The sequence below is a fragment of the Nodosilinea sp. FACHB-131 genome, from assembly GCF_014695395.1.
In the GTDB taxonomy this organism is placed as follows: Bacteria; Cyanobacteriota; Cyanobacteriia; order Phormidesmidales; family Phormidesmidaceae; genus Nodosilinea.
In genome coordinates this window covers 116,787-140,024 of sequence record NZ_JACJOF010000017.1, presented here as the reverse complement: position 1 = coordinate 140,024, position 23,238 = coordinate 116,787, and the positions used below count along the sequence as shown (strand labels likewise).

The 23,238-nt window shown below is 54.4% G+C and carries 20 protein-coding genes and 1 tRNA gene; 7 read left to right on the top strand and 14 right to left on the bottom strand.

All coding sequences use genetic code 11. The annotated features are described in order from the left end of the window. Positions 1 to 17 precede the first annotated feature (17 nt). Together H6F75_RS12165 and H6F75_RS12160 are read right to left on the bottom strand one after the other, a co-directional pair. On the bottom strand, positions 18 to 341 hold the full coding sequence (locus H6F75_RS12165) for a hypothetical protein (protein WP_190752531.1): 324 nt from the start codon (positions 339 to 341) through the stop codon (positions 18 to 20). Between the two features lie 52 nt (positions 342 to 393). Next, on the bottom strand, positions 394 to 618 hold the full coding sequence (locus H6F75_RS12160) for a hypothetical protein (RefSeq protein WP_190752529.1): 225 nt from the start codon (positions 616 to 618) through the stop codon (positions 394 to 396). Positions 619 to 867: 249 nt separating this feature from the next. Here H6F75_RS12160 and H6F75_RS12155 point away from each other — a divergent pair, with 249 nt between their 5' ends. From H6F75_RS12155 to H6F75_RS12140, 4 genes are all read left to right on the top strand, one after another. Continuing rightward, positions 868 to 1,371, top strand: coding sequence for a GNAT family N-acetyltransferase (locus H6F75_RS12155; protein ID WP_190752527.1), 504 nt, complete (start codon positions 868 to 870; stop codon positions 1,369 to 1,371). Positions 1,372 to 1,547: 176 nt separating this feature from the next. Beyond that, entirely contained in the window at positions 1,548 to 2,906 is a 1,359-nt protein-coding gene (locus tag H6F75_RS12150) for an N-acetylmuramoyl-L-alanine amidase (protein ID WP_190752525.1), read from the top strand. Positions 2,907 to 3,062: 156 nt separating this feature from the next. After that, entirely contained in the window at positions 3,063 to 4,277 is a 1,215-nt protein-coding gene (locus H6F75_RS12145) for a SpoIID/LytB domain-containing protein (protein WP_190752523.1), read from the top strand. Positions 4,278 to 4,336: 59 nt separating this feature from the next. Continuing rightward, positions 4,337 to 4,410 (top strand) — tRNA-Val (locus H6F75_RS12140). 1,417 nt (positions 4,411 to 5,827) lie between these two features. Here H6F75_RS12140 and H6F75_RS12135 read toward each other — a convergent pair. The 3 genes from H6F75_RS12135 to H6F75_RS12125 all read right to left on the bottom strand — a co-directional run bounded on the left by H6F75_RS12135 (position 5,828) and on the right by H6F75_RS12125 (position 9,956). Then, positions 5,828 to 6,343, bottom strand: a complete 516-nt coding sequence (locus H6F75_RS12135; RefSeq protein ID WP_199303899.1) for a signal transduction histidine kinase (STHK), LytS — start codon at positions 6,341 to 6,343, stop codon at positions 5,828 to 5,830. 194 nt (positions 6,344 to 6,537) lie between these two features. Continuing rightward, positions 6,538 to 9,252 (bottom strand): cation-transporting P-type ATPase, encoded by a 2,715-nt coding sequence (locus H6F75_RS12130; RefSeq protein ID WP_190752521.1) that lies wholly within the window; start codon positions 9,250 to 9,252, stop codon positions 6,538 to 6,540. Positions 9,253 to 9,554: 302 nt separating this feature from the next. Continuing rightward, entirely contained in the window at positions 9,555 to 9,956 is a 402-nt protein-coding gene (locus tag H6F75_RS12125; protein WP_190752519.1) for a hypothetical protein, read from the bottom strand. 116 nt (positions 9,957 to 10,072) lie between these two features. Between H6F75_RS12125 and rppA the strand changes: the two genes are divergently transcribed. Both rppA and H6F75_RS12115 read left to right on the top strand, forming a co-directional pair. Beyond that, positions 10,073 to 10,759 carry a two-component system response regulator RppA gene (gene rppA / locus H6F75_RS12120; protein ID WP_190752517.1) on the top strand — a complete coding sequence of 229 codons (687 nt, stop codon included), beginning with the start codon at positions 10,073 to 10,075 and terminating at the stop codon, positions 10,757 to 10,759. Between the two features lie 9 nt (positions 10,760 to 10,768). Continuing rightward, positions 10,769 to 12,076 (top strand): ATP-binding protein, encoded by a 1,308-nt coding sequence (locus tag H6F75_RS12115; protein WP_190752515.1) that lies wholly within the window; start codon positions 10,769 to 10,771, stop codon positions 12,074 to 12,076. Positions 12,077 to 12,598: 522 nt separating this feature from the next. On the opposite strand, the gene H6F75_RS12110 is transcribed toward H6F75_RS12115, so the two are convergent. The 4 genes from H6F75_RS12110 to H6F75_RS12095 all read right to left on the bottom strand — a co-directional run bounded on the left by H6F75_RS12110 (position 12,599) and on the right by H6F75_RS12095 (position 16,118). Then, the gene (locus H6F75_RS12110; protein WP_190752513.1) at positions 12,599 to 13,078 is read right to left on the bottom strand and encodes an HIT domain-containing protein; all 480 of its coding nucleotides are present in this window, start codon (positions 13,076 to 13,078) and stop codon (positions 12,599 to 12,601) included. A 149-nt stretch (positions 13,079 to 13,227) separates the two neighbouring features. Next, positions 13,228 to 14,148 (bottom strand): fructosamine kinase family protein, encoded by a 921-nt coding sequence (locus tag H6F75_RS12105; RefSeq protein ID WP_190752511.1) that lies wholly within the window; start codon positions 14,146 to 14,148, stop codon positions 13,228 to 13,230. 256 nt (positions 14,149 to 14,404) lie between these two features. Then, a complete protein-coding gene (locus H6F75_RS29020) occupies positions 14,405 to 14,782 on the bottom strand; it encodes a GNAT family N-acetyltransferase (RefSeq protein WP_199303897.1) in 378 nt (125 codons plus the stop codon). A gap of 223 nt (positions 14,783 to 15,005) precedes the next feature. Beyond that, positions 15,006 to 16,118 (bottom strand): precorrin-8X methylmutase, encoded by a 1,113-nt coding sequence (locus H6F75_RS12095; RefSeq protein WP_190752509.1) that lies wholly within the window; start codon positions 16,116 to 16,118, stop codon positions 15,006 to 15,008. A gap of 82 nt (positions 16,119 to 16,200) precedes the next feature. On the opposite strand from H6F75_RS12095, the gene H6F75_RS12090 reads away from it, so the two are divergent. Next, on the top strand, positions 16,201 to 18,123 hold the full coding sequence (locus H6F75_RS12090) for a heavy metal translocating P-type ATPase (protein ID WP_190752507.1): 1,923 nt from the start codon (positions 16,201 to 16,203) through the stop codon (positions 18,121 to 18,123). Here the strand turns inward: H6F75_RS12090 and H6F75_RS12085 are convergent. The 5 genes from H6F75_RS12085 to H6F75_RS12065 are packed head-to-tail and all read right to left on the bottom strand — an operon-like array spanning position 18,109 to position 23,125. Beyond that, complete coding sequence (locus H6F75_RS12085) at positions 18,109 to 18,735, bottom strand: ATP-binding cassette domain-containing protein (RefSeq protein WP_190752505.1); 627 nt, start codon at positions 18,733 to 18,735, stop codon at positions 18,109 to 18,111. The genes H6F75_RS12090 and H6F75_RS12085 overlap by 15 nt on opposite strands. Next, positions 18,722 to 19,651, bottom strand: coding sequence for an ABC transporter ATP-binding protein (locus H6F75_RS12080; RefSeq protein ID WP_190752503.1), 930 nt, complete (start codon positions 19,649 to 19,651; stop codon positions 18,722 to 18,724). Before H6F75_RS12080 ends, H6F75_RS12085 begins: the two co-directional genes overlap by 14 nt. Positions 19,652 to 19,653: 2 nt before the next feature. Beyond that, a complete protein-coding gene (locus tag H6F75_RS12075; protein WP_190752501.1) occupies positions 19,654 to 20,514 on the bottom strand; it encodes an ABC transporter permease in 861 nt (286 codons plus the stop codon). Continuing rightward, complete coding sequence (locus tag H6F75_RS12070; protein ID WP_190752499.1) at positions 20,511 to 21,509, bottom strand: ABC transporter permease; 999 nt, start codon at positions 21,507 to 21,509, stop codon at positions 20,511 to 20,513. The genes H6F75_RS12075 and H6F75_RS12070 overlap by 4 nt, the downstream gene beginning before the upstream one ends. Beyond that, entirely contained in the window at positions 21,500 to 23,125 is a 1,626-nt protein-coding gene (locus H6F75_RS12065) for an ABC transporter substrate-binding protein (protein ID WP_190752498.1), read from the bottom strand. Before H6F75_RS12065 ends, H6F75_RS12070 begins: the two co-directional genes overlap by 10 nt. Between the last annotated feature and the right edge of the window lie 113 nt (positions 23,126 to 23,238).

Here is a 23,238-nt window from a genome sequence, read left to right as displayed (position 1 = left end):
GCTGCTTTATTTAGTTTCTAGACAGCACTAAATAGGCATTGCTTAGTACGTAAACGCACTCTCTTTTGTGAAGGATAAAACTCAAAGAGCGTTGGTTTCGGCCGGTTCACTCTCAATACGGCGGGAAATGCGATCGCACCCCTCCAGCTTCTCAACTGGTTCTCCCCTAGCAGCTCCCAGCTTTTTGAACCTGCGCGTTGTCCCAGCACCCGACTCTCTAAACAGCCTACCGTCGGATTAAAGGCCTTAACCAAGGCATCCAGCCTCCAGCGCAGCTTCACCATGGGGTTGGTGAGCACAGCCATGCGATCGTAGAGTTCGCGCTCTAGGGCATTGGTCATCCGGGCATTTTTTCGTGCCTCCAACCGTAGACGATCGCCTTGAGCAGCGCGATCAGGTAGTCGGCGTGGTTGAAATTACGCTCTGGCTCACGCCATATTCAATCAGCTGTGGGTCGGGTTCCATGCCGGGCAAAAACAGCACCGCAAACTTTAGGAGATTCTCGCGCTGATCTCTGAATAGGCCTTGGCCCCGATCTAGGTGAGGTGGGTGCGACAAAAGTACGGAGAACCCCGTGCCCAGTACCAGGCCTAAAATTGTGCCGATTGCCGCTGGCATCTCAGTTCTTCTGGGCTAGACCCTGCCCTACTCACCTCGACCCGCCAGAGCGTAGGGGTACACGCCTATGCGCAGTCTTGAGAGCTTCGGGTATCCGTTCTGCTATGTCCCTGAGCAGCTTCCCTGAAGGAATGTATGAATCAAATTGTTACTATCCATCGTTGGTAGACCTAGCAATGCACCCGTAACCCAGTTCATACTGCGATCGCACCCGGTCCCATTACTTCCATCTAGCCTGAATTAGACTCTATGACCTCCACCGCCGCTCGCCCGCTCACCATTCGCCCCGCCACTCCCGCCGATGTACCAGCCCTGGTGGACTTGATTAAAGCTCTAGCCGACTACGAAAAGCTGGCCCACGAGGTGACCGGCAGCCCCGACGATTTGGCCGCTGCTCTGTTTGGCGATCGCCCCTATGCCGAAGCCCTACTCGCCTGGGTTGACGGCCAACCAGCCGGTATGGCCCTGTTTTTTCACAACTTTTCGACCTTTCTCATGAAGCCCGGCATTTACCTGGAAGATCTCTTTGTCTACCCCGACTACCGCCGCCAGGGCCTTGGCAAAGCGCTGCTAGTGCACCTGGGCAAGTTAGCCCTAGAGCGAGGCTGCGGCCGCTTTGAGTGGAGCGTGCTCGACTGGAACACCCCCGCGATCGAGTTTTACCAAAGCATGGGGGCCGAGATTAAGCCCGAGTGGCAGACCTGCCGGGTGACGGGGGCGGCGCTGGCGGCGTTCGGGGAGATGGAGGGGTAAGAAATAGATAAATTCAAAATTCAAAATTGAGAATTCAAAATTTTGAACTTTGAACTTTACCCTCCCCATCTCCCCGACTCTCCCCATCTCCCCGACTCTCCCCATCTCCCCACCCCATCCACTTCCCCATTTCATAGGTATGATTCTGGCCAGAGAGTCTAAGCATTCGGTTCTATATGGCACAGATTTTTATCTCGGCGGGCCACGGCGGCTTGGAGAATGGGGTGGTAGACCCTGGTGCCGTGCTGCCCAACACCACCGAAGCGGCGGAGATGATTCAGATTCGCGATTTGGTGGTGGCTGAGCTCAGGTCGCGCCAGTTAGCGGTGCTGTCTGTGCCCGACGATCTCAGCGCCAGCCAAACCCTGGCCTGGATTAATGGCCGCTGTCGCCCTGAAGATGTGGCCCTGGAAATTCACGCCGGGGTCTTTAGTGACCCGGCGGTTCGGGGTTCGGCGGTGTTTTACATTGCCAAAAACGACACACGCCGCACCCACGCTGAAATTGTGCTGCTGGCTCTGCTGCGCCGCATTCCCCAGGTGCCTAGCCGGGGCGTCAAGCCCGACACCGAATCGCCAACGGGTCTGCTGCCCTTTTGTCGCAACCTGGGCTGCCCTTCTCTGCTGATGGAGGTGGGCTACCTGAGCAATCCTCAGGATCTAGCGGTCATTCAGCGGCAGCGACGCGATGTGGCCCTGGGGATTGCCGACGGGCTGGCCTCCTGGAGCCGGGCGGTGGGCAGCGGCACCCCCACCGCCCCAGGGGGCAACCTGCCCGAAATTCGCATCAACCTCAACGGCGGCATTTATCCAGAGACCGGCATTATCGTCAACGGCAATGCCTACGTGCCCATCGACATTGCCGACTTGCTGGGGGTAGACGCGACCAGTTCCCCCAACATCACTCGCATTCGTTACGCCAACGTGGTCTACATCAAGGCGGTAGACCTGCAAAACTACAACGTGACGGTGACCTGGGATGCGGCGAGCCGCACGATTCGGCTGCGATCGCGCACGGGCACCCAATTCTGCCCTGGCTCAATGGATCGCATTATGGGCAACGGCAGCACGTCAGATACACAGCTGACCCTGTTTCTGCAAAGCGTCAATCAGGGTGCCGTCAATACCTATCGCGACCTGCCCAAGCTCTACCGCGAAGAGGCGGCGATCGAGGGGGTCAATCACGATATTGCCTTTTGTCAAATGCTGGTCGAGACTAACTCCCTCAACTTTGGCGGCAGCCTCAACCCGGCTCAAAACAACTTTGGCGGCATTGGTTCACCCACGGGCGGGCCAGAGGGGTCGTCGTTCCCCAGCGCTCGGGTGGGAGTGCGGGCGCAAATTCAGCACCTCAAGGCCTACGCTAGCCTCGACCCCTTGGTGCAGCGCCAGGTCGATCCTCGCTTTCTGTTTGTGGTGCGGGGAGTTGCCCCTCTAGTGGATCAGCTCAGCGGCCGCTGGAGCGCCGACCCAGAATATGGCCGCAAAATTATGGCCTTCCTGAGAAGGCTTTATGAGCCAATCGTGCAGCCCTAGGCGACCAGTTTGATTGCTGGCCCTGCTGGGGCAACCTGAAAGTACCGAGGTCGTCATAGGGATGATTGGATCCTAATGTGCCGGGCTGAGCCATCGGTGATACCGTAAAAAGCGCTGTCCGGTGATCCCCACGTTCTCTACGTTCTGCCGCAACCGATGACTTTACTTCGCCAACCCCTGTTTAGGCTGCTGCTCAGCCGCTCCCTAGGCTTTCTCAAGCATGGTCTCAGCCTGTCGGTGCTGTGGTGGCTGGCGACGCTGCCGGTGCAGGCGGCGGTCGAGATGCGGGTGGCCGTAGGCGATCGCCTCAATCAAGCGGTGGTCGGCAGCTCTACCCCAGCAGTAGTCAAAAACGCGACGGGCCAAGGGGTAGGCCAAATTCCCCAGGGGCGATCGGTCACTGTCACTCCCCAGGGAGGTGGGCTGAAGCTGGCTGACTGGCAGGGGCAAGCCTTTTGGGTAGAGCCGACTAGCGGTGGCTATATCTTTATCAACGACAAATGGTATCGGGGTCGGGTGCTAGTGGTGCCCATCGATGGCAAAGTGACTGCCGTCAACTGGGTGGATCTCGAAGCCTACCTCTACGGCGTCGTTGGCGGCGAAATGCCCGCTAGCTGGCCCCAGGAGGCGCTCAAGGCCCAAGCGGTAGCGGCTCGCTCCTACGCGATGTATCGGCGCGATCGAACCCAGGGCGACCTGTTTGACGTAGGGGGCACCACGGCTCATCAGGTCTATGGAGGGCTGGCTGCCGAAGCTCCCTCTGTACAGGCCGCGGTCAACGCTACCCAGGGCCAGGTGCTGACCTACGGAGGCCGGGTGATTGAAGCCGTGTTCCACTCCTCCTCCGGCGGCTATACCGAAAACTCTGAAGATATTTGGCAAAGCGCCACCCCCTACCTGCGCGGTGTGGCCGACTACGACCAAGAGGCTCCGGTGTTTCAGTGGTCTGAGACTTTCTCAACCCAACAGGTCGCACAGCGTATTACCGGCATTGGCCGCCTGACGGGAGTTGTCACTGAGCGCGCCACTCCCCAGGGGCGTATCGCCTCCATTCGGCTTCAGGGCACCCAGGGCAGCCGCACCATGACCGGCACCGAGTTGCGCCAGGCGTTGGGTTTGCGCAGCTCATTGTGTTCCCTGACCCTGGTGGGCGATACCCTACGGGTTGACGGGCGCGGCTATGGCCACGGCCTGGGCATGAGCCAGTGGGGGGCGCGCGGGCTGGCCACCCGAGGCCAAAACTACCAGCAAATCTTGGCCCACTACTACCAGGGCACTGCCCTCTCTAACCTGCGAGTGGCTACCACCGCCAAGCAGGATGCGCCGCTGCTGTTAGATCCCAAAGTGCTTCAGCCTCGTCTGGCTCGCTAGATCGGCGGCGGTAGAGGTTGCGATCGCGCCGCCCAATATGCTACTTTCTATGTCTGCCCGGACGTATAGCTCAGTTGGTTAGAGCACCACGTTGACATCGTGGGGGTCACTGGTTCGAGTCCAGTTACGTCCATTCCTTGAAAAGCTGCCATTTCAATGCCTTTGGCGTTTGGCTAATAGATGCGATCGCCGCCCAAAGTGGGTACGGACTGACCGGATCCAAACGAAATAATTAGGATTCTAGCGCTTCAACGAGTATAGAATGGGTGCTCGAAATGGCCAGAAGTCCCAAAGGTAAAATTTCAATCGAGGACATAGACAGCTCGATTCGTCTGAGATAGCGGTGTCAGGGGCAGCGCAAGACAATGAGCCTGGGCTTACGCTATGACCTGGTGAACCTAAAGGTAGCGCAGAAGCGGGCTAAGCAAATCTACCCAGACATCGTTTCGGGCAATTATGACCCAACGTTGTTCAAGTAAAAGGGCGATCGTAGCTAGCAGCTCCAGGTGATCGGGTTGGGGTGTTTCGTAAATGACCTGGGGCACCTAACGCTTGATCCCTGGTCAGATAACTGCACATCAGAGCTAAATAGGCACGAATGAGGCACAGCAAAAGCTGGGGGCAAGGTGCTGCCTGGTCTGATCAAGCGCCGCGAGAAAGAGCGAGCCGTTTACCTCGGAGGTTAACTGCTATTCCGGGCCTTGTTATGAGATATGAGTTTCTTAGTTTGACGTTGTTATAACGCTGAATGCGACCGACCCCGATCAATCAGCGGTGGTTGAGTATGAGGGGAAGAAAATGCGGTCTATTTTTATAGACCGCTGATCTCAGGACGGTATGTTCCGGCTCTCCTATTGGGGAAGAGATTAATCCCCAACGGCTCTGAACTTTGCAGTTCAGCAGTTGTTTGATGACATGTATAACTTATTAGATGAAAATGTTTTAGATACGTATAAGTTGCTAGAAATTACTGAGAAGTCTACCGTTTGGTTGTGCCTCCTCAATAACTAATCGTGTTATTTCGTATATGAGAAAATCAACTGACGCAGCATTAAGAGGAATAGCAAATGATAAACAACGAATTTCGCATTTTGATAGAAGCCTATACTCATGCCGCGAAGGATGGGGACACGGGTACTGCTGAAACGCTAATGAAAGAACTAGATGGCATAGTCGTGTTATCTCAACACGATCGCGTGAGGGCAGAAAAAAATAAGGGATGGACGGTCGGGTAGTGCATGCGGAGCGGCCAGACAGAAACCCGACAGGCCAAAAGTGCCGATGGGACTTAGTTCTCAGGGTGCATCTACGATTCAGGATTTCTGCCTGTTACTTCCCAAAATGCCTTCGTCAGTGGGGTGGTAGCAGGGATAAGCTGCTCGGCGTCAGTGAAATTTCACATCTGCCCCTGGCGATCGCTAAGGGCAGATTGTTGGTTGCTGCCGTCGCATCCCACTTTCGTCCCAATCTCGGCGTGGCAAATCTGAACACTCTAAACAACCTCTGATAGCGCAAACAAGACCATACCGCCGCTGGTGCAGCTCTCAGGTTTAAGAGGCATCATAGACACGCCATGTCCGAATTCCCCAGTGTTTGAGGACAGGTTCAGCGCTCAAGATCTCATTTTCTATTGCCTCCATGATAATTAAATAATCTCCTGTGTTAAATCTGTCGTTGCGAATTCTTGCTTGTTCCTCTGGAACTAGCCATCCCTGAAGCGCGCCATATAGACCACCAGCAGTTGCAGCCATTCCACTTCCAAGAAAGGTTGTTACAAGGCTTTCTACCGCTAATACCTGACCAATGCCAGGAATTAGCAGGCTGGCGAGTCCCATAATCAGGGCAAGTGAACCTACTCCTATCCCTCCCGCGATCGCGCCTGTTTTCGCACCTTCTGCTCTTGTCATTGAAGGCTGCTTCACATTTTGGCTATCTAAACTATTGCCATCATCAGAAGATTTGGTAATCATTGAGAGCTTATGCATGGGAAACCCCTGTTTTTTTAGCTCAGCTAGCGCTTGTTCTGCATTTTGACGATTGGAGAATGTACCGATCGCGCGTTTCATAGTGTAAGAAGTCATGAGAAAAGATGAATATCCAACGCTATAGTTTTTTAATGTCAGCACAGTCAAAAGAAAAGCTTTATCAAAGTCACACCAAATTCGAATCACATAACCCCGAGTTCCGACAAGCGAAGCTGTAGAGACAAATGGTATTCGTCCAGTGGAATCGGGGGTAATCAAACAGGTTTTAGTATCTGTTATTCCAGCGGAGCAAAACGCTTCAGCAATGCAGCTAAAGCAATCATGGGTAGCCCAATAGCAAGGCAGATCAAGCCTTGAGTCAAAGTTAATGCTTCAGTAGCAAATAGCCTATTCATAATGCTCCATTGACTAAACAAAAGCTGGAGCATCAGTACACCTGCGATGCCGATCGCCACAGCATAACCGAGCGATTCATCTTTACCACGTAGCTTTGCAACAATCGCGGGAATAAAACGGCTGATCCCTAACAAGTAGAACGCTTCTGCGGCAACCAATGCTTGAATTGCCATCGTTCGCGCTAGGTCTTCGTTTCCAGTAGTACGAACAATCCAATTAAATGTTCCGAAGATCACGAACCAGTTAAATAGTGAAACGGTTAGAATTCGGCTGATTAGCCTACGTGATAGCATCGGTTCATTAGCAGAACGAGGTGGGTGCTGCATCACGTCTGGAGAAGGTGGTTCAAACGCCAGCGGCAAGCTCAAGACCACAGAACTGACCATATTCAGCCAAAGAATTTGCACGGGCAAAATCGGCAGTGGCGTTGCTAGCATTACAGCGATCAAGATGGTCATAGACTCACCACCGTTCACGGGTAAGATGAACGCGATCGCTCGCAATAAATTCTTATAAACAGTGCGTCCTTCCTCGACAGCTTTCTCGATCGAGGCAAAGTTGTCGTCTGTCAGAATCATATCTGCCGCTTCTTTCGTGACTTCGGTGCCAGTGATGCCCATTGCTACCCCAATGTCAGCTTGCTTCAACGCAGGCGCATCGTTGACGCCATCTCCGGTCATTGCCACAATTTCACCTTTGGATTGGAGGGCTTCCACAATCCGCAGTTTTTGTTCGGGTGCAACTCGCGCAAATATATTGCTCTGTGCAACAGCATTGGTTAGTCCTTGCTCATCCAGTTGAGCAAGTTCTTGGCCGGTGAGAACAGGCGCATCCTCAGTTTGATTTAGCCCCATTTGTTGAGCGATCGCGGCGGCTGTTTTGGCATGGTCACCCGTGATCATCTTGACCTGAATTCCCGCAGATCTACAGGCTTCGATGGCTTGAATCGCTTCAGGGCGGGGCGGATCGATCATGCCTTGCAGCCCTAGAAATACTAAACCTTGCTCCAGATCAGAATGCTCGATCGAGCTTTGAGAATCAGGGACCACTTTTCTGGCAAGTGCCAAAACCCGCAGCCCTTTTTTTGCCATGTTCTCTACAGTTTGCTCAATTTGCGTTGGGTTTAGGGCGATCGCCTCTCCATCTGCACCCAGCATCTGACGACACCGCTTGAGGGTGGCTTCAGCCGAACCTTTGAGGTAAATCAACCGTTCTGGACGGTTGCGATGCAGTGTTGCCATGTATTGAAATTGAGATTCAAACGGCAGGGTATCAAGCCGAGGGAGCGCCTGCTCCAGCTTGTCTGCACTGAGCCCAGCTTTGTAGGCAGCAGCAACCAGCGCTCCTTCTGTGGGGCTACCGACCACTGTCCAATTTCCGTCTTGCACTTCCAGATGAGAGTCGTTGCACAACAGTCCGGCTTGCAGGCATTCATATAAGGCGGGTGCCTTTGCCAGGTCAATTGCGTGTCCATTCAAAAAAATCTCTCCATCCGGCGCATAGCCTCCGCCACTGACCCAATAACGCCTGCCACCAGCATCAATTTCTTGAACCGTCATTTGATTCTCGGTCAGGGTTCCGGTTTTGTCAGAACAAATTACGGTGGTGCTGCCCAGGGTCTCGATCGCCGGTAGTTTACGAATGATGGCGTGGTGCTTTGCCATCTGAGATACGCCGATCGCCAGTGTCACGGTGAGAATGGCAGGCAACCCTTCGGGAATCGCACTAACCGCCAGCGCAACCGCCGCTTTGAACACCTCAATCCAAGAAAACCCTTGAGCAACGCCAACAGCAAAGGTGAGTGCCGCCAAGCCCAAAATGACGTACAGCAAGGTTCTGCTGAATTTATCGATTTTGCGAGTTAGAGGAGTTTCTATGGCTGTACTCTGCTGCATTAGTTGCGAGAGGTGTCCAGTTTCGGTCATCTCACCAATGCCCACAACAACTCCACGCGCCTGCCCAAAGGTGACAAGGCTGCCCGTGTACACCATGTTGGTGCGCTCTGCGAGCGGAGTGTCCGCTTCTAGGGGATGAAGGTTTTTTTCGACTGGAACCGATTCTCCTGTCAGGGCTGATTCGTCTACCTGTAAGTCGCGAATCTCAATCAGCCGCAAATCTGCAGGCACTTTATCGCCAGAGGACAACAAGACAAGATCGCCAGGAACCAGTTCGCGGGATGAAACCACTTGCTTCTGGCCGTTGCGATGAATGGTTGCATCGGTTGTAACCGCTTCGGATAAGGCGGCGATCGCATCCTCTGCCTTTGCCTCTTGCACAAAGCCAATGATGGCATTGAGCAGCGTCACCCCAAAAATCACACCCGAATCTATCCACTCCTGGAGAAACGCCGTGACTAGCCCTGCAACCAGCAGAATGTAGAGCAACGGCTGATTGAACTGCTGAAGAAAACGTACCCAGGCACTCTGTTTTTTCTGAGCGGTTAATTCATTGGGACCAAAGCGATCGTGTCGCTCTGCTGCTTCTGGAAAGGACAAACCCTTCTCAGGATCGGTTTTGAGCAACTGGACAACCTGCTTCTGAGGAAGGTGATGCCATTGCTGTTCCGTTGATTTGACGCTATCTAGTACTACCATCCCATTTCCTCTCGGCTCCATATCATCTGGAGCGGCAAGACTGGCTCACGGCAGCCTTGCCCACCTCATTACTCTCTAGCGTCCTTTACGAAAGTGAGTGAAAAATGAGTGCTAAACTTCTACTGCTCACTTTCGGATCACATTTGTGATTTAAGACTAGAAAGAAACGGAGGTAGTTGATGGATCGGCAAGCTCTATTTCACTGAATTTATGCGATCGCGGTCGGCGCACTATAGTTCTTTTCACTTGGCACCAATTCGCGTGGCGTTCTCACATATGAGTATTTAATTGCCACACCAAACTCACTCAACAATTTCATAGCGAACGAGCTGCCGCACATCTTGACGAGATAGCTGAAGTTCTTGCGCGATCGCCGCCTCGACTTGATTGGTGTCGGTCATCGGCAATTCCAGTTCCAACCGTTTTAAGATAGGTTCCGTTGTCTCTACCTCAACCTGCGTGATTCCCTGCTGTCGATTGATGATTGCGTTGATGAGCAAAATGTTGATGGAGACAGTCGCCTTAAACTGAGTGTCTGCCTGAAGTTTAGTGTCGGTTGATTGGGGCTGCCGCAGTTCTTGAGCCATCAGCATATTCGTGCCAAACCAAAAGGCGATCGCCACAAACGGCAGTGGCAGCCAAAACTCGGCCCCTGATGCTCGTAACCAACGTTTTATTGCACGCCACCCACTACCATTTCTCATCAGCTTCTATGTTCCGCTGTGTGCACTTCAACAGCCTATCTGGCTCAAAGGAGATGTTTACATTACGCTAAACACCTATTCTCAGTCTTGCAAGCCGCAAGGGGAGTAGCAAAGACATGAGAGTTCTGCTGGTGGAAGATGACCCAAAACAACTCATGCCGCTGCAAATGGTACTCTCTCAAGCAGGACACAGCGTCGATGGCGTCAAAGATGGAGAGACGGCTCAGTGGCTTTTATCCGAAAAAGACTATGATCTGCTGGTTCTAGACTGGATGTTACCGCATGTCAGCGGTGTAACCCTCTGTCGCCAATATCGAGCAGCCGGAAAAACGGCTCCAGTCTTGATGATCACGGCAAGAGATACTACACCTGAAAAAGTGACTGGATTAGACGCAGGTGCAGATGACTACCTGGTGAAACCGATCGACCTGGTGGAGTTTATGGCACGAGTCCGAGCCTTAAGACGGCGATCGCCCCTCTGGCAAGGAGATACCCTGAGTCTTGAAGATCTCCATCTCCATCTCGATACCCTGACTGTCGAACGGCAAGGTGCAACTGTTGCCCTCTCTAGTCGTGAGTTCCAGCTGTTGGAGTACTTCATGCGCCACCCTCGACAGGTGTTAACCCGCAACCAGATCGAGCAGGCCGTATGGGAGTGGGGAACTGAACCCGAAAGCAATGCCATCACTGTCTTGATTCGCAAACTCCGTCAACGCTTGCAAACCGTAGGAGCAGCTGACTGGGTTGAGAGCATTTATGGCATGGGCTATCGCCTGACTTCTCCTGAAACGCATGAAGCTTGAAGGCAAGACGTGTTTAACCGAAGTCGTCGCAACCTGGCTCGTTGGTTCACCCTTTCAATGGGAAGCATTCTAGTGCTGTTTGCTGGAGTGATTTATCAGATCGAGATCACGGAAAAACTGGAAGCACTCGATCGCCTGCTCCACGACAAGACTAGAGTGATGGCTGCCAGTGTGCACTATGAAGTGCGCCAAGACCAGAGTCAGGTCGATCTGAGCCATGTTCCATTGCTGGGCAGTGGCTCCCATCCACTTGCAGAAGATCTGATTTATGTGCGCTGGTATAACGCGCAAGGACGGCTCGTTCGCTTTTTCGGAGCGGCTCCTCCAGACCAGTTAAATACGCCCCTTGGGTATCTCACGGTTCAATCAACCGATCCACTTTTGGCGGAAGAAGTTTGGCTCCGTCAGGCGACATTACCGGTTGAGGGCAGAACTGGAACCCTGGGGTATCTTCAGGTGGCCGCTCCCCTAATGGAGACTCAACAAGAACTTCAGCAGCTTCAGACGGTGCTGGCTCTGACAGTCCCGATCACACTCGGACTCATTGCCCTCACCGGTTGGGTTCTTAGCGGCTTTGCCATGCAACCGATTCGCCAGGCCTATCAACAGCTTCAACGGTTCACAGCCGATGCTTCCCATGAGCTGCGATCGCCCATTTCCGCAATTCTGACCAACGCTCAACTGGGATTACTGATCGCCAATAGTGATTCCCGCTATCACCATCCCTTAGAAAACATTGTGGATAGCGCAAAATCAATGGGTGCTCTCGTCAATAACCTGTTATTGCTCGCTCGCCATCAAGGACAGCTTGCACCAGAATCACTCAAATTAATTAATCTCGACGATTTGCTCAAAAGTTTGGTAACTCAATTTGCCACCTTAGCAGAACAGCAATCTATCAACTTGACCTATGAGCCGCCTGAGCAAGTAGTCGAACTGTGGGCTGACCCCGACTTGCTACGACAGGCGATCGAAAATTTGCTCAACAATGCTTGCAAATATACCCCTTCTGGTGGCGTGGTCCTGGTGCGCTTGGTGCCTCACCCTGGTTGGGCCGTGATTCAAGTGATTGACACAGGCGCTGGAATTCCAGAAACCGACCTACCCTATATCTTCGATCGCTTCTACCGAGTAGACGCTGAGCGTTCTCACGACAGCGGCGGATTTGGGCTAGGGTTGGCGATCGCCCGACAAATTGTCCAAGCCCATAATGGGCGCATTCATGCCACAAGTGAAGTGAGTAAAGGCTCAAAGTTCCAGATTGAACTGCCCCTCCAGCCCTACGAGGGTCTTAATGGATTCAGGAGGCCAGAATGAAAACCTCCAGCTTGGCAGTGGTGCAGGCGCCCAGGGAATTCCTTGGTACTTAGAAGTCTGTTTCCAAGGCCTGGCAGCAGTTACGAAAGCAGCGGTTGCCTGAGCCAGAGGACTTCAGTCGACAACCGGTAGGCGTGTTACAGCGAGAAGATTAGACCTGGTATGTGGGGAGGCGGCAGCTCACCAACTCTTCGCGGTTCCTCGGTATTGGAATAAGAATCTATCTCAACAGTTAGCCAGCTATGTCAAAACCCTCTGTAGGTTTAGGTGTGGGGTAAGCCAGATTGGTTAATTCCGCGTAGGCAACTACTCAACTCACAAACCTTCAGTAGGTTAAGGCCATTGAGCACTCGGCTTGATCGATAATCACCTCAACTAACTCCCAGCAGTGCCATTCTGCCCATTCAACGCCGATGTTTTTATGGAATAGGTTGATCGCAAGCGGTTTAACGACTAAAGTCAGCAGCTGTATCCATTTGCATTAAAGACAGAGGTCTCTTGTCAGTTCGCTGCACTAACTTGTTAGCTAGCTTCTGACGAATCAACAAGCTTTTGATATTCCTTTCGCACTCTCTCAACCATATATATCCTTTCTTGCTGCGTCAACTTTTCTCTCAAACCGCAACGAACAAGTAATGAGTGAACACGCTGGTATAGAAACATCTTCAAGCTTCCAGCAGGCATTTTTGGAGTGCGTGGAATAACGAAAAAGTGAACGTGCTTAACTCGTTCGCCATAGGACGCTACGTAAACTTTAGCGACTTCCATAACTTTGGATAACGCCAAACAAGTTTTTTGAATGATGTCTCCGAGAGAAGCGGCTTCCTCTGCCGTTAACTCTGATAAATGTTTACAGTGTCGTTTAGTTTTGATAATAAGATTTCCTGCTTGCACATCGTCTTCCGTCTTATGACTGAGTATCCAATAAGCATCTTCATAAATGATAAGGCTTGGATCTTGTTGGCTCTTAGATACTTCATTGCAGGCATGACATTCATTCATTTATAATCTCAGTTCTCGCAGCACAATTAGCAGGCTGACGGTTCTGCTCATCGGACAAAGATACTCTCTAGGACTCACCTGAACGCTTTGGTAGATTTCGGTGCAGCAACTTGTTATATCTCTGTCGATGACAAGTGAAAAGCCTTCGATCATCCAACATATCGAATTAATATTGGGTCTGCGATCGCATTATCCTCTCCGCTAGAGGCGTCGGAGCTGTAGTACATACCACTTAACAGCCAAACCAGTTTGTACAAGTCAACGCGATCCTTAAAGCTCGGAGCCAGAGGAAAATTTGCGTTGTATGACTCGTAAAACTCTGGAGTAAAATCGCCAGACATCAATGTAGACGCAATCTCTATCTCGCGATCGCCATAAAACAGCCAGGGATCAACGAGTACAGGTTCTCCATTCTCCCCAAGCCGAACATTGCCACTGTGTAAATCACCGTGCAACATTGCAGGAGCGCGTTCGACACTACCTAGTAAGTCTGGCAAACGTTCTATCAATCTGTCTACACGCTGATTACGCTCCGGCGACCAGCGGTTTTCTTTCCTCGCCCGCTCTATGTGGTGGCGAAGATGAGCTTCATAAAGAAAGCCTACCCAATCCTGTGCGGGAAGATTCGTTGAATTGTCCTCATTACGCTCCACATAGCCATAGCCAGGCGCACTATTTAAGGTTGCAGTGTGCAGCGCCGCTATGCGCTCACCCAATTTTGCACCAAGGCGAGCCGACTCATCTCCCTTCTCGGCGCTTCCAGCCCATTTTTGCAGCATCCAGGCAGGGCATCCTTGCTGACCCTCAGCAAAACCAATGACAACCGGTACGCAGACGGTATTAGTCTGCCGCAGCAGGGACAACTGAAATGCTTCATTAGTCAACGTGCCAAACCAGGGTGTCTCGTTCCATTTGAGGAAATAAACGCTGGCATTTGTCTTCAACAAAAGTGTTTCACTTACGCCGCCGATCGCAGTAGGTTGTATTTCTCGCAAGAGGGTTTCATCTCCTGCTTGGCGTAATGCGCGAATAACGTCAGTTTCGATCGATGGTGGTATCCGAGTACTCATAACGAGTGTAGTACTGACTTACAAAGGTTATAGCAGCTTGCAGAGAGCCACGCTTAGCGGCAGATCATTGCTGTTCAACGGTTGCAACTCAAACCTTGCTGCACCACGAACAAGAACCGACAATCCGCTGCAACAGCATTGTCGTGCTGCTGCCGACAGCATAAATCTTCAAGCTTTACATACACCTCTGTCGGATGAGAAATGGCATAGGGGACATCCCATTGGCGAAACCCTAAACTCTGATACAAACGTGCAGCTATTTCATTCCCTTTTCGACAACTAGTCGCGATGATTCAACATCAGGATGCAGCTTAAGGCGACGAACCACTTCAAGTACGGTAGCGCGGCCATAACCTTGCCCCTGGTACTTTTCATCAATCATCAGCCGCATAATGAATCCTACACCCGCAGCAAGTTCATACATCGTGAATCCAATCATTGGCACTTCGGGTTGTTCGTAACCACAGGCGGCAGCATCGTAGACACCCAGAGGAAAAAGATTGGGATCAACATAAGCTTCTGCAAGAGACTGTGTGTTAGCTGCAACCCAACCCTTTTGCAACTCCGTAACCTGAAGATTCAGGCATTCTCGGAAATTCTCTCGCGTTACCTTGCGTAGATGAACTTGAGCCACAGCTCTACCTAGCCAAAATTGAATTGCTTGCCGTTATCTAGCTTAACAATTAACCCCTTGGGGGTCTCAAGTGGGAAAAATTCAACCTAAACGCCGAATACGAGATGAGGTGAGCCAAGCCAGCTAATCGCGCGCAGGCAACTAGTCAACGTGAAATGGATGGTTTCAGCTTTGGCAGAAACGGGGGGATGCAAATTTTGGGCAACTGGCACAAGGATTGAAGCTAAGAATGGGTGAGGTAACAGTGACAATCTGGCTTTTCAATAAACGTTTCTACTAGAGAATTCAACGTCACTGATGCCAAAAGCCCACCACCGAAGCTGCCTTGAATCGTGATATGAGCAACTTTTGTTGCCGCCAGTCGCCGCTTTGCCGCTGGAGCATGGCTAAACCCAATTGGCATGCCAATGACAAGGGCGGGCTCGATTTGCTGCTGCTCGATAAGTTGGCAGGCCGCAAGTAGCACTGAGGGGGCGTACCCGATGACCAGCACAGCCCCCCTTGGGGTTTGCTGCAACTGTTCCCGCCAAATACGATGATCATAAAATGCCTGTTCCGCTTCACTGACTCCCGTAATATGAGGGTCGTCAATCAGGGTTTCAAGCGAACATCCCAGATGAGCTAACCGGGGGCGATCGAGGGTGGCGGCGACGGATGGCAGATCGGTCAGGATGGAGCATCCCGCCTTCAGCGCTTCGCGGGCAGATGCAACAGCACCGTGGCTCAAGCGCACAAAATTGATCAGGCTGACGTCGCCGCAGGCTAGCACCATCTGATGCAGCAGATGCACGGTGACTTCGGAGTAGTGGGATAGGTCGGGAAGCAGCCGCTGCAGGGATTCTTGAAACGCTTCTGGATGCGAAGTTGTGGCGGCATCCAGGTTTGACCAGAGCTGGTCAAGTTTACATAGCTCCGCCTGGGCATTCACATCTAGCTGCTTGATCTGGGCCAACACCTCGGCCTGGGTACCCTGGCAATCGTGGTCGCGCCCTAGCAGCCCCTCTAGCGCCGTTGCCGTCTGCCGCAGTCGAGTGATTTGCTGAGTTACGGAGTGATACTGCTGCTGCAGCTGAGCCATCAGCGTGGGATTAGTGAGTTCTTCGGACTGGCTGTCTAGTAGCTGGCGAATGTGGGAGAGCTGAAACCCCTGCTGTTTCAAAGCGATTACGCGCTGCAGGCGCTGCATGTCTTGCTGAGTGTAGAGGCGATAGTTGCCCTCAGAGCGCTGCACAGGCGGGAGCAGCCCCAGCGTGTGGTAGTGCCGCACCATGCGGGGGGTGACGCCGCCGCCAACGGCATCGGTAAGTTCTTTGATAGTCAGGTATGAAGCCGTCATGCCTCTAGTTTACTCAAAACATTGACATTGACACTAATGTCAATGTTTAGGGTGAGGGCGTATCTACTTCACGGTTTTCGGTATGGTTTCTGCGAGTTTGTCTGCACCCCGGCTTTCTAGCCTGGTTAAAGATCACCCGGATGCGATCGCAGCCTTCACCTGCGCGGTTCTAGTTCTCCTGGGCTGGCAGTTACTCAATCTCGGCTGGATCGGGTTGGCCGTTTTGATTCTGACGGCAGCCTACGTGATCGGTGGGTTTGAGAGTGCGCGGGAGGGGTTGACGACTCTGTTTAAGGAGAAAGAGCTAGACGTAGATCTGCTGATGATCGTGGCAGCCCTGGGCGCGGCCAGCCTAGGGCTGTGGCGGCGAGAGTATTTCATGATTGTGGATGGTGCAGTTTTAATCTTGATCTTTGCCATCAGCGGGGCACTTGAAGGGTACGCGATGCAGCGCACGGAGCGCAGCATTCGCGGACTGATGAGTTTGACCACCGATACGGCGTGGGCGATCCGAGGGGGGCGCACTGAAATGGTGCCTATTGCAGCGCTCGCCGTTGGCGATCAGGTACTGGTCAAGCCGGGAGAGCTGGTACCAACCGATGGATTGGTAATTGAAGGCGCCAGCACCTTGAACCAGGCACCGATTACCGGAGAGTCGATTCCGGTGGAGAAGACCATCGGCGACGAGGTTTTTGCGGGCACGATTAACGGCAGCGGAGCCCTGCGACTCAAGATTCACCAGCCGCCCGAAAGCAGCCTGATTCAGCGGGTCATTCGCCTAGTGCAGCAGGCCCAAACCGAAGCACCGCCGTCGCAGCAGTTTATTGAACGGTTTGAGCGGGGCTATGCCAAGGTCATTGTGATTACGGGAATTTTGCTGGCCCTGCTACCGCCCTTTCTGTTGGGCTGGGGCTGGGAGCAAACTATTTATCGGGCCTTGATTTTTTTGGTGGTGGCATCGCCCTGTGCGCTGATGGCATCAATTATGCCGGCGCTGCTGTCGGGCATTGCCAATGGTGCGCGGCGAGGAATTTTGTTTAAGAATGGAGCACAGCTGGAGCGCATGGGGCGAGTGCGCGCGATCGCCTTTGACAAAACCGGAACGCTGACAACGGGCAGAGTAGAAGTGGTCGGGATGCTAGCAGTTCAGTCTGCACAGTCATTACTTCAGGTTGCAGCGGCCCTGGAGAGCTTGTCTGAACATCCCATCGGGGAGGCGATTGTGCGGGCTGCGCGTCAGCAGAATCTTACCTGGACGGAAGCGGTCAATGGTCAGGCTCAAGCGGGGCAGGGGATTACTGGAGAGATCAATCATCAAACAGCGGTGGTAGGCAAAGCGGCGTTTGTTCAATCCCAGGCCCAGGGCGCTTCCCCGGCCCTAATTCAGCAAAGCCAGCAGTGGGAGGCCGAGGGCAAAACGGTGGTGTGGGTCGCCTATGGAGATCAGGTGTTGGGCGTCATCGCCGTTGCCGATACTGTGCGCCCAACCGCAGCGCGGGCCATTGCCCAACTCAAGCGGCTGGGAGTTGAGCAGATTGTTATGCTGACCGGAGACAATGCCCGCACGGCTCAGAGTATTGCTCAGCAGATCGGGGTGGATCAGGTGCATGCCGAGCTGCTGCCCGAAGACAAAGTGGATGTGATTCGGCGCTTGCAAAAGCAGTATCAGACGGTGGCGATGGTGGGGGACGGCATCAACGATGCGCCGGCCCTGGCTCAAGCATCGGTGGGCATTGCCATGGGAGCCGCAGGCAGCGACGTGGCCCTGGAAACCGCAGACGTTGTGCTAATGGCCGATCGCTTAGAGCAGTTAGAGCACGCGATTCGATTAGGCCGCCGCGCTCAGCATGTGGTCAAACAAAACATCGTGTTTGCCCTCGGGTTTGTGGTGATTTTGCTGGTTTCGAATTTTGCGGGAGACCTCACGTTGCCCCTAGGGGTGCTGGGGCACGAAGGCTCAACGGTAATGGTGACGCTGAGCGGGCTGCGACTACTGCGAAACTAGGGTGGAGTGATGCATGGTAGCTAGATCGAGGATACGATCGCACAGCCGCCGCACTAACGGCCAGTCGTGGCTGACCACCAAAACCCCGATCTGGTGAGAGCGGGTGTAGTCTAAAACGGCCCGCCAGATCAGCGCCTGGGTGTTGGCATCGAGCATGGCCGTCATCTCGTCGGCAATCAGATAGCGGGTCTGGGAATTGAGGGTGCGGGCGATCGCAATTCGTTGCAGCTCGCCACCGCTCAGCTCATGGGGGTAGCGGGTGAGCCAGCCCTCGTGAATACCTAAGGCATCGAGCTGATGCATCTGGGGGGGATAACCCTCGCGCAGAATTTGGTCGATGCGCCAGCGCGGATTGACTGACAGTTCCGGATTTTGAAAGACAAGCTGCACCGGGCAGTAGCGCCGCCTGGGCAGAGGCTGGCCGTCCACACTGACCTGTCCTTTGGTGGGAATCAAATAGCCTGCTAATAGTTTGGCCAGAGTGGTTTTGCCAAAGCCCGAAGGAGCCATCAGCCCGACCACTTCGCCCGGTGCCACAGAAATTGTCTGGTCTTGCACCACCCAAGGCATTTGAGCCGCGTAGCGAAACCAAAGTTCTTTACCGATCAGCATGAATACACCTCACTAAACCACCTCGCACCGTCCGTAGCCTCGGCCGCTCGGGCAGACAGGCCTCTGTCATCCAGGGGCAGCGATCGCTAAACAAACATCCCACGGGCAGTGCCTCTGGGTTGGGCTGGTTGCCCGGCACCGGCATAAAGTCGTTTTGCGGCAGCGATCGCCAGAGGGCTTGGGTGTAGGGATGGCGCAAGTTTCCAGCCGCAAAATCTTGGGTCGACGCAATTTCTGCCGTCGTTCCGGCGTAGAACACGGCTACCCGATCGGCCACTAGCAACGCCGCTTCAATATCGTGGGTAATTAAAATCACGCCGCGCCCTTCTTGGGCCAGCTCCCGCAAATGGTTTAGCGTTTCGACTACCACCTCAGGGTGCAGGCCAGGGGTGGGTTCGTCAGCGATAATCAACTCGGCGTGGCTGACGACCGCTGTAGAGACCAGCACTCGCCGCGCCATGCCACCCGACACCTGAAACGGATAGCAGCGCTCTGCCTGAGGCGGCAGGTCATACCGATCAAAGGTGCGCTTCACCGCCGTTCGCGCGGCTGGTTTAGAAAGCCCGTTGAGCTGGGCTACCCGCTGCACCTGTTGGCCCACCCGCATCAACGGATCGAGATAACCCACCGACTGAGGAATGAGAGCAATGGCCTTACCGCGCAGCCGCTGGCACCGCGAGGGCGTCAGCGGCTGACCCTGAAACAGCATCGTGCCGCCGACGGTTGCATTTTCCGGCAGAATGCCTAAAATGGCGTGGGCCAGCAGGCTTTTGCCCGACCCGCTAGCGCCCACCACCGCCACCACCTCCCCGGCCTTGACGTCTAGATCTAACTCGGTAATCACCGTGAGCTGCCTGCGGCGTAGCCCTTGCTCATACTGTTTGAAGGTGACACTGAGGTTTGAGACTGACAGCATAACTACCCCTGACTCGTACGCGGATCGAGCAAAGCGCGCAGGTTTTCGCCCAGCCAGTCAAAGGCTTTGACCGACAGCAGCAGCAGCAGACCGGGCATCACCCCCAGCCACCAGTAGCCGGTGGATAGGTGCCGCATCGACTCGGCCAGAATGATGCCGATGGCAGGCAGGTGGGGCGAGATGCCAATGCCAATAAACGACAGCGCCGCCTCGTGCAAAATGGCGTGGGGAAACAGCAGAATCAGCCCCACCAGCAGCTGGGGAATCACGTGGGGCACCATGTGGTGGCGGGCAATCCAAGCGGGGGAACGGCCCAGCCGGTGGGAGAGTTGCACGTAGTCAGAGCTGTTGACCTGCAACACCTCTGCCCGCACCACACGGGCCAGGCTCGGCCAGTGGGTTAGGGCCACGGCAATGATCACTCCCCGAGTGCCGCCCCCAACGGCAAAGGCAACCAAAATTAGCAGCACCAGGTGGGGCAGGCTAAAGCACACGTCAATAATCCAGCAGATGACGGCATCGACCCAACCGCCTAGGGTGCCTGCGGCCAGCCCTAGCAGAGTGGCAATGAGCGCGCTGACGGTAGCGGCCAGCAGACCCACCCGTAGGCTAAGAGACATGCCGTGGAGCGATCGCGTCAGCATGTCTCGCCCCAGCCAGTCGGTGCCAAAGGCATGGGCTAGGGAGGGGGGCTGGTTGCGTTGGGTCAATACTGGGCTCAGTCCGGCATCGCCAATCACCCAAGTGCTGAGGATAATGGCCGCCAAAAAGAAGGCACACAACCCAATTGTCCAAAGGGTCTGCTGCCGCCGATTGCTCTGCTTTTCGGAAGCGCGGATTTGGGGAGGTGCAAGGGTGGTCATGTAGTCCTCCTGCCGCCAATGCGGATGCGCGGGTCAATTACCTGGTAAGACAGATCGGCCAAGGTGTTGCCGGCGTAGACAAACAGGGCGCTAAAGAAAACGATGCCCACCAACAGCGGCACATCGCTACGCAACGCTGCCTGCACGGTCGCCTGCCCCAGGCCTGGATAGGCAAACACTTGCTCCACTAGCACCGAGCCGCCAAACAGCTCACTGAGAGAAGCAAATTGCAGGGTCAGCGCCGGGAGCAAAATGTTGCGCAGTCCATGGTGCTGCAAGATGCCCCAGAGGCTCTCGCCTTGAGCGCGGGCAAACAGCACATAGTCGCTATGCAGCACGTCGATCAGCTTCTGGCGGGTGTGGAGGGCAATGCTGGCAATGCCAATGATGCTCAGGGCGAGGGCGGGCAGCAGCAGATGGTGCAGATGCTGCCAGAAAGTAACGTTTTGGGCCAGCATCCCCGGCGGGGCCGCACAGCAAATCGGGGTGAGCCGCAGTGACACCGAAAAGAGAATCAGCAGTAGCAGCGCCACCCAAAACGTCGGCGACGACGCCAGAGTGTAAGCATAGAGACGAATGCCCCGGTCAATCCAGGTGCCCTCAAAGGCTCCGGCCAGCACGCCCAGCACTAGCCCCAGCAGACCAGACAGGAGCCACGCGATCGCAAGCAACTGCAGCGACACCTGAAACCGCTGACCGATCACCTGCAAAACCGGCTGGTTGAACACCATCGAGGTGCCCCAGTTGCCCTGGATGATCTGCCCAAACCAGTCCCAAAAACGAACGATCATCGGTTGATCTAGACCCCAGCGCTGGGCGATCAGCTCTCGCTGGGCGGCACTGATCTGCAGCATGTCGGCTCCAACATAGGCTTGCACCGGGTCAATAGGTGACAGGCTCATCATGCCAAAGGTCAGCACCGCTACGGCAATCAGCAGCAGCGCTAGCCGCACCAGCTTGTAGCCAAAAAACAGCAAAATCGGCTTTAGTTGCATGTCCAGGTCCAGCTAGCGATGTTGGCAGTAATGGGCCAGCCGTGGCCGTGGGGCTCAACCTGGGGTTGGCCGATGTCCAGACACTCGTGGACAAAGTAGGTATGGTCAAGGTTGACCAGCCAGGCCCAGGCAGCATCGCCCTTGGCCGTAAACCCCTCCTGGCCATCCCACTGGGCCGCCTGCCAGAATGCGATCGCTTCTGCCTCCGAAGGCGCACCCATCGCTAGATCCAGCCTTTGGTCAATGGCCTGGTTGGCGTAGTAGCCCGCGTTGTAAAAATCGCCCTGGGCCGCTTTGCTGTGGTAGAGGTTGTACATCTCCGTCTGGTCGTGGCTGCCCCAGCCAAACAACACCGCGTTGCTGTGCGCCAGAGGAGTAATCTCATCCCAGCTCTTGCCCTCAACGTTGACTTGAATGCCTACGGGCTTGAGCATTTCTGCCACCGACAGAGCCAGCGCCTGGCGAGTGCTGTCGCTAGCCGGGTAGAGCAGGGTAAATTCAGCTTTTAGGCCATCCTTCTCAACAATTTCATCACCGTCGCTGTCGCGCCAGCCCCCCTCCGCCAGGATCTGGCGAGCGAGATCGGGGTTGGCATCCTCAATATTGGCGTTCGGTTCCTCCCAGGCCAAACCGCTAACCGGACCGTATGCGGGCGATCCGTAGCCCTCCAGCACGCCATCTACCAGCGCCTGCCGATCTACGGCGTAGTTCACCGCCTGCCGAATTGCCAAGTCCGAGGTAACGGCATTGCCTACAGGTTTTCCGTCTGGCGTAGTCTTACTTCCCTCATCGGGAAAGGGAAACATCAGCCCCCGGTTGTCCACGCTAGCGACGTCGTAGAGCTTCATGCCCTCGATGCTCTGCACCGCCAACGACTGAGGCACGCTGACCACCTGAGCCTGCCCAGCTTGGGCCGCCGCGAAGGCCGCATCTTCCTCGGTAAACAGAAAAACGAGTCGCCTAATCCCAGGGGCTTCGCCGTAATAGTTGGGGTTAGCTTCGACAATCAGCTGCTGCCCCTCATCCCACTGGACGAGTTGATAAGGGCCAGAGCCAATGGGGTTGCGGGCATAGTCAGGGCCATGGGCGTGCTCTGGCACAATGCCCACGGTGATTAGGCGGTTGACGAAGGTGCTTTGGGGCTGCTTCAGCCGCAACTCCACCGTGTAGTCGTCGGTGGCTACAGCTTCCTCTAGCACCGTCACATCGGTCAGGCCGCCGCTCTCAGCGGCTTTGCTAAAGGTGTAGGCAACATCGGCTGCTGTTAGCGGCTTTCCATCAGAAAACTGAGCATCCTGGCGAATGGTTACTGTCCAAGTTCTGCCGTCTTCGCTGACAGTGTAGTTAGTCGCCAAGTCGTTAACGATTTCAAGGTTTTCATCGCGCCGCAGCAAGGTGCTCTGAAACAGGGGCGAACCGTAGCGACCCCAGCCTAATGTGGGGTCATATCCTTCCTCGCTCTCTCCTCCAATCGCTAGGACTATCTGCTCTGCAGAAGCATTGGAGGCTGGCGCAGAAGCACTTGACCCAGTTGAGTTTGAAGCACATCCGGTCAGAACTTGCCCCAGTAGGAGCACCCCTATAGACCAGGCGGGCACTTTGAGACTTAACGCCATAGCTGCACCTATCAATTTTCAGAATGAGTTGCCCTCTATGCCTTAATCAAGCACCTGAGCAGCAGAAGGAGTTTCACGACTTTTGAGGCTACCACCGCCCGCTCTAATCAACA